A 5,292-nucleotide genomic window follows, 5' to 3' on the forward strand; every position below is an offset into this window, starting at 1 on the left:
TGGCACTCTAAACTAGCGCGCGACTTTTGCCCCCGCCTGCCCTTCCCACTCGCAAAACGCGGTCACGGGCACGAGGCACCGTTGAGCCGGCGTGCTCAGGGCCTTGCGCCAAAACGGGCTTGAGAGGTTTCGGACATTGGTCACGGGCGTCGGCGCATCGCCCGGCGGCGGAAACCCCCAGGCCATGACGTCGAGGCGACGCTTTCCGTCAACCTTGCGAACGACCCAAGCCAGGCGCTTAGGGAACAATTCCGACGAGGGCAGAGCCCCAAGGCCGGCATAGGGCGCATCGATGCCATAGGCCTGCACAAGTCCGGCCTGATCCGTGGTCGTCTGGTAGCGGTTGCACATGCCGTATCATCCCTTAACAGGCAATCACCTGCATTAAGTCGGTCTCCCGCGTCGTATAGCAAGGCGAGAGGTTGTTGCGGCGCATACCCCAGGCAGGTGCGGCGGCAACGGCACCTGGTCGAAGCGTGTTTCGGCCAAAGCGTTGGTTGACGCTATCCAACGCGGCCATGAGCGCCGCCGATTTTGCCGGGTCGCGCGACGGGAATAAGTCCGCGACCGGCTGCTCATCCGGTTGGTACAGATCGAGGAGCACGATGCCCGCTTTGGCGTAACGATAGCCGTCGCGCCATAGAGCGCGGGCCGCGCGCGTCGCGCTGGTAACGAGGGCCAAGCTGTCAGCGGTCGGCTCCAGGGCAAGGGTGACCTGGTTGCTATAGGACGGATCGCCGCTGAAGCGGCTCGTGTGCATGAAAACCTGCATTCCGCTTGCCTGAAGGCCATGGCGACGGAGCTTTTCAGCGGCGCGGGTCGCGTAGGCCGCGACGGCCTCCCGCATGCCCTCCCAGGACGTGACCGCCTGGCCAAAACTCCGGGTGACCGCGATACTTTTCTTGGGCGGCGGGGTTTGGGAAAACTCAAAGCACGGTATCCCGCGCAGTTCAGCGTGAGTGCGTTGCCCCGTTACCGTCAGCATCTCCCTCACCTGGTCGCTCTTCAGGGCGGTAAAATGCCCCACCGACGTCACCCCGAGCCGGGCGAGTTTATCGAGCGACGCGCGGCCGATCCCCCAGACGTCGGCCAGATCGAGGCCCGGAAACAGCCGCGCCCGCACGTCGGCCGACGATAGGTCAAACACCCCTGGCCCGTGCCGATCGGCTTTGGCAATGCGGTTGGCCAGTTTGGCAAGGGTCTTGGTGGGACCGATGCCAACACAGGTCGGTATCTTTGCGATTTTGCGAACCGCAGCCCGAATATCGACACTCAATGCGGTCAGATCGTCCGTGATGCCGGTAAAATCCAAAAACATCTCGTCGATCGAATAAGTGTAGCGGCCCGCAATCATCCGGCCTTCGGCCCGATTTCATCGCCATTTTTGGCCCGAATTGCGTGAGACTGTAAGCGCTCTCCGACCCATATTATTTGCGACTCAGCCCAGATTATATGAGACGGACCCGCAATCATCTGGGCTGGCCCATTATCCGTGAGACGGATGGGCCGCGCATCAAACTGGCAAGCCCGCAGCGAGCATTTGCTCCTTGATGTCGCGCGCACGGTCGGCGGGGAGATCATGACGGAACAGCGCCTTCAGCTCAGACGGCTTAACCCTCAGCATTTCCGTTAAAACCTTCGATGTATAACCGTGCCTGGTAAGCGTAGCCTCCACCCCGTCGATCTGCTTAGACAATACTGATTCGGCGATTTCCTCGGTGATCGGCTTCAGGTGCGCCTTCAACCCGGTCTCCATGGCAAGTTCGAGATGCTGCTCGATCTGCAAGGGGGTTCGTAGTCTAGCCGCGAGGAGATCGACCGCGGCAGGTTCAAGCACATCGTCGATCGAGACCTCGCCCTTGCTGCATGTCTCGATTAACCACGTCATATACTCGCGCTGACTACCGGCGACGCCCTCCAAGTCGAAGGTCGCCGTGCGATAGCCGATCTCCTCCATGGCAGGGTCCTGCATCTCGTTGCGCAGACGAGGATGGCCCGCCAGGACGATGGAAAGCCTAGCACCGCCCCCCTTAACAAGCTCGATCAGGCGTTTTAGTGCGATCAAGGTATTGCGATGCAGATCGTGCGCGTCGTCAATGAACAGAACGACAGGTTTCTTTCGCTTCTTCACCAGAGCTCGCAGGGCGCGATCGCGCAATTCGCCCGACTTCGGGATCCTGGGTTCCTTCTCTGTGGAGAGGTCGCAGAACAGCGCGGTGATTAGGGTGCCGAGGGCCACTCGGTTCTTTTCAACCGAAACTGCCGTCGAGACGACAATGCGGTCTTCCTCAAGTAGCCGTTCCTGCAACTGGGTCAGTGCCGCCGTCTTACCAGCCCCGATGACGCCACTGAGGACGATCAGCGTTCCGTCATAGATCGCCTGCTTCACCTCGTTGAGCAGATCATGGTGATGCGTGGTCAGGAAATACCCGGCCGAGCGGAGCGAACGCTTGAGCCCATAGAACTCCATCACTTCATTCCGCATGGTCATCATCCCCTGTGGTCGGCTTCTTGCGCGGTTTGAGAAATCGCTGGCGCATCTTCTCGACGATGGTGCGCCGGTCCAACGTCTCGACCAAGATAGCGTCGATGTAGGCCCGGTCGTCATCGGACAGACGGGCTAGCGGCATCGCCAAATAGTCAGAGATGCCGAGCTTGGCGGCGAGGACGGTTGGATACCGCAATTCCTTAAACGGATCGGGATCTTGGAACGGAACGACGGGTACAGGCACGGATGCCGATATCTGGACCGGGATAGGACCAATCGCATCGGCAACACCGATCTCGCCAGTCAGCGCGGCGCGCGGCAGGCCAAGACGGTCAGCCAAAGCCGCCACCCGATCGGCACGCTCCTCGATCTTAGTTTTCTGAAACTTGCGATATTTGTGGAGCGGTATCGGCCCGCCGGTCGGCGAGAAGGGGCCGTAGCGCTTCTCGCCATGCTCGACATAGAGCTCATGGTCGAATAGGCCCCACCAGAGGACGACGGTTTCGCCCGCTAGATCGGGAGCGACCTCATAGGTCACGCCATCGGCGGTGAGACGCGCGTCCGCTCCGACTTGACGCCGCTCAGGTTCGCGGGCGAAGGCGCAAAACCGTTCCCAACTGCACATGGCCCTGACACCCTCAGCCGGCAGGTGGCCCATCCAGTCGTCGATTCGGGAGTGGGGTTCGCTCCGGTGCCGTCGGGTGTTGTAGTCCCGGTCGATGTAGCGGTGCAGCCACAGATTCGCCTCGGCCTCGTTCTCAGGCTCATGGAAGTGGTACAGGGTCTCGTAGGCTTCTTTGAGTGTGCGGAATGGCCGTTCGACCTTCCCCTTGGACCTCGCCGTGGTACGGCGGCCGTCCTTTCCGGCCGGGATGTGGGTCATCATCTTGACGCCCAGACATTCCATGACGTTTTGGAAAACCCTGCTTTTGGCGACAGGACCATTATCCAAATAGAGGCTATCGGGAATGCCCTGGAGGGGTGAGCCATCCTCACCTTTTGTCGTCATAGCGTTGAACAGGAACCGAAGCGCCGATTCGGCATCCTCGCCATAAACGCAACGATATTCGACATAGGCGGCACCGCTGCGGTCGTCGACCACGCTGTACAGCATCAGCGTCGGATTGCCCCGCCTCGGATCCATCCACAAGGGGCGTTTCACGGCCTTTAGGTCGGATGGGCTCATGTCGAACTGCCAGCATTCATTGCTGCGCTTGGCCTGGAAGCGGACAACCGGCGGTGCCCGCGTCATCCGAGCTTCGTCGTAGCCCCAGGCAAGCAGATAGCGATTTACCGTTGTTTTGCTCAGAAGGCCGGGCGGCAGCTTGATAAGGCCATCCGGTGTCTCGACACCATATTCCTCCATCAATTGAATCGCGCGCACCGTCGAGAGATGGTGCCCCTTCTTGTTGGCGGTGCGGATTTTGAGTGCGGCGATGATCTCGCAGAACCGCTCAAGATCATCGACAGGAATCTTGCGCGGCTTGCCGCGATCAGCGCGGCGAACGGCCTTGGGCGGTTGGAACAGACGGCGAAGCTGGCGGTAGAGCGTTGCTCGTGAAATGCCATAGAGGCTTGCAGCGCTTTCGAGCATCGCCTTGCGGTCGGGGTGACGGGACGGCAGCGCGTCCAGACGACGCCGCAGGTTCATCAGCGCGTCGGCCGGGATAGTGACCGGGCCCGGATCAGGCGGCGCGGGCATGGACTTCGGCCACATAGCTGTAGAGCGTCGGCTTAGAAATGCCCATGAGGCGGCAAATTTCGATGACGGTGTGTTTCTTCTCGTCGTAAAGCTGGACAGCCAATCGACGCTTGTCGGGATCAAGCTGTTTACGTCGCCCGCCGACACGCCCACGCGCACGCGCTGCCTCTAAACCGGCATTGGTGCGCTCACGTATGAGGTTCCGCTCAAACTCGGCCAGGGCACCGAAGAGGTGGAAGACCAAGCGACCGCCGCTGGAACTTGTGTCAATCGCCTCCTGCAAACTACGAAGGCCTATCTTCCGCGCCTCAAGCGTTTCAACCAGGCGGATCAGATCCTTGAGCGAGCGACCGAGCCGGTCCAACCGCCATACCACCAGAGTATCGCCAGCCCGCATGATATCGAGGACTGCGGTCAAGGCGGGCCGTTCGGCCTTGGCACCGCTCTTTCGATCCTCGAATACCCGTTCGCACCCAGCGACGCGCAGGGCGTCATGCTGAAGATGGAGATTTTGATCATCGGTCGAGACGCGCGCGTAGCCGAAGAGCATGGCCCCCTCTTTTTTGGGCAGCAAACCCGTAGCGCTGCCCAATAACTTTACGATGAAATCCTAACCGGATTTCTTTACCACAAAATTGGCAGAATGGCGACGTGTCCCCGGTACCATTCCCAGCAGTAAAGAAAACGGACGTTTCCTTGCCTGACGAAGAAAGGTCTCTAACATCGGCTTATTCAACGGAGGTCGGGCCGCGCTAAATCTGACGAGGCCGTCGGCCCGGACGCCGAATGCGGGATTGCCGGTTTGATGCGCGTCCCATCCGTCTCACGGCTAATGGGCCTGTCCCGATGATTGCGGGTCCGTCTCACATAATTCGGGCTGCGTCGCAGATAATGTGGGTCGGAGTGCCCTTATAATCTCACGCAATTCGGGCCAGAAATGGCGATAAAATCGGGCCGAAAGCCGGATGATTGCGGGCCGCTACAATTAAGGAGCGGGGGGAGGACTGAACCGCCCCGAGTTTGCCGGAGACCGTTTGGTTTAAGTTATGCGGCCATGGCTGGTGCGTCCAGCATGGCGTAGTATCGTTCTTCGGCCTCGGCT

Annotated in this window: 5 protein-coding genes; all 5 read right to left on the minus strand. The window is 60.3% G+C overall.

Annotated elements, in window-relative coordinates; translation table 11 throughout:
• Positions 1 to 12: 12 nt before the first annotated feature.
• The 5 genes from ACIQ36_RS17965 to ACIQ36_RS17985 all read right to left on the minus strand — a co-directional run bounded on the left by ACIQ36_RS17965 (position 13) and on the right by ACIQ36_RS17985 (position 4,740).
• On the minus strand, positions 13 to 351 hold the full coding sequence (locus ACIQ36_RS17965) for an SOS response-associated peptidase family protein (RefSeq protein WP_395831866.1): 339 nt from the start codon (positions 349 to 351) through the stop codon (positions 13 to 15).
• 13 nt (positions 352 to 364) lie between these two features.
• The gene (locus tag ACIQ36_RS17970; protein WP_395831868.1) at positions 365 to 1,354 is read right to left on the minus strand and encodes a DUF4113 domain-containing protein; all 990 of its coding nucleotides are present in this window, start codon (positions 1,352 to 1,354) and stop codon (positions 365 to 367) included.
• A gap of 159 nt (positions 1,355 to 1,513) precedes the next feature.
• A complete protein-coding gene (locus ACIQ36_RS17975) occupies positions 1,514 to 2,485 on the minus strand; it encodes an AAA family ATPase (RefSeq protein ID WP_395831870.1) in 972 nt (323 codons plus the stop codon).
• Positions 2,475 to 4,157: an IS481 family transposase gene (locus ACIQ36_RS17980; protein WP_395831874.1), complete on the minus strand. Its 1,683-nt coding sequence runs from the start codon at positions 4,155 to 4,157 to the stop codon at positions 2,475 to 2,477. Before ACIQ36_RS17980 ends, ACIQ36_RS17975 begins: the two co-directional genes overlap by 11 nt.
• A gap of 16 nt (positions 4,158 to 4,173) precedes the next feature.
• Positions 4,174 to 4,740 carry a recombinase family protein gene (locus tag ACIQ36_RS17985; RefSeq protein WP_395831872.1) on the minus strand — a complete coding sequence of 189 codons (567 nt, stop codon included), beginning with the start codon at positions 4,738 to 4,740 and terminating at the stop codon, positions 4,174 to 4,176.
• Positions 4,741 to 5,292 lie beyond the last annotated feature (552 nt).

This window comes from Elstera sp., assembly GCF_044372965.1.
Classification (GTDB): Bacteria; Pseudomonadota; Alphaproteobacteria; order Elsterales; family Elsteraceae; genus Elstera.

Bases quoted from the DNA above. Each gene is read 5' to 3' on its own strand.
- ACIQ36_RS17965 (WP_395831866.1), bottom strand. From the start codon at position 351: ATGTGCAACCGCTACCAGACGACCACGGATCAGGCCGGACTTGTGCAG.
- ACIQ36_RS17975 (WP_395831870.1), bottom strand. From the start codon at position 2,485: ATGCGGAATGAAGTGATGGAGTTCTATGGGCTCAAGCGTTCGCTCCGC.
- ACIQ36_RS17970 (WP_395831868.1), bottom strand. From the start codon at position 1,354: ATGATTGCGGGCCGCTACACTTATTCGATCGACGAGATGTTTTTGGAT.
- ACIQ36_RS17985 (WP_395831872.1), bottom strand. From the start codon at position 4,740: ATGCTCTTCGGCTACGCGCGCGTCTCGACCGATGATCAAAATCTCCAT.